Here is a 1,098-nt window from a genome sequence, read left to right as displayed (position 1 = left end):
GGTTGAGGAAATGTTGGAAACGATCAATTTATTACTAAGAAATGAAGGGTCTAAAATTGTTGGCCGCCAATTGATGGCCTATAAGCGCTATTTTTCACGCTATCATCAAGAAAGACGCGCGGGGAAGTTACCTCATTTTGTAGCGCTGGAGAAATACCTACGGTTCGACTTGAACAGTAATCAACAAGTTGTGGCCATTATGAACACGAGTGTGATCGATCGTCTTTTCTTAAGTGAAACACTAAGAGAGAAATTAAAATTACCTGCACGTTTTTTAAATCAAAGTCTAACAACCGGTCAGCCTCTATTAAATGACACGAGGGTTCTGTTTGCATATGCGGGGGATAAATTAACCGCCATAATTAACGTAAAACCGCACTCCGATTATGTTTGGTACGCGAGCCACGAGTTGTTTTATGTTAGTAATATAACAGAATTTGGTTTCGTCTCAAACGACGGGTCAAAAATAGACATTCCTCAACCGTATACGATAATCGTCGACAAATTCGTATATAGGACCACACCAACTATGCCTTGGGGATCATAATACTGTATATATGGGTAGAAACGGTTTGCATAGTTAATCATGGAAGCTACGAAGAAAATCAGAAGAATATTGTGCACTGCACGTTTTTATACACCCGTCATCAACAGAGCGGTTACTATATATGGCGATGATTTTATTATTAAGCTAGCGCAACAATGTGTTCGACTGCATAAACATCAAAAAAGCCAAAGACCCTCGGTCAGAGCTATTGTCATGCGAAAACTGAAACAATTACCGAAAAGCGCGGAAATATTTGTGCCTAAACGCCAACCGTTGATTGCCGAAGAGCATATTTTAATAGAACCAGATGCGGCGCCAAAGACCAACAAAAACAGAAGAAAGGATATTTTAATGGAAATAGATTGGCCATAAAAGCTTATAGATGGCCATAAAAGCTTTGAACGTGCATACTATTTATCAACGTTACGCTACTACTGCCAACAATTACAATAATTACGCTAAAAATGACCAGCCAGCCCTCGACAACCTTATTGCAAACGCAAAAAATACCAAATTCGAACAAAACGATCGAATTAACCTACGTGAACGAG

The 1,098-nt window shown here is 39.3% G+C and carries 1 protein-coding gene; it reads left to right on the top strand.

All coding sequences use genetic code 11. The features are described 5' to 3' along the window. The first annotated feature begins 586 nt into the window (after positions 1–586). Positions 587–919 carry a hypothetical protein gene (locus GY937_21720; protein MCP5059331.1) on the top strand — a complete coding sequence of 111 codons (333 nt, stop codon included), beginning with the start codon at positions 587–589 and terminating at the stop codon, positions 917–919. The last annotated feature ends 179 nt before the right edge of the window (positions 920–1,098 follow it).

This window comes from bacterium, assembly GCA_024228115.1.
Taxonomy (GTDB): domain Bacteria; phylum Myxococcota_A; class UBA9160; order UBA9160; family UBA6930.
The sequence above is the reverse complement of the archived record's forward strand: the minus strand, read 5'-3'. Positions and strand labels throughout refer to the sequence as shown.

What these genes read in the sequence shown, in the direction of transcription:
- GY937_21720 (MCP5059331.1), top strand. Translation starts at nt 587, where the DNA reads ATGGAAGCTACGAAGAAAATCAGAAGAATATTGTGCACTGCACGTTTT.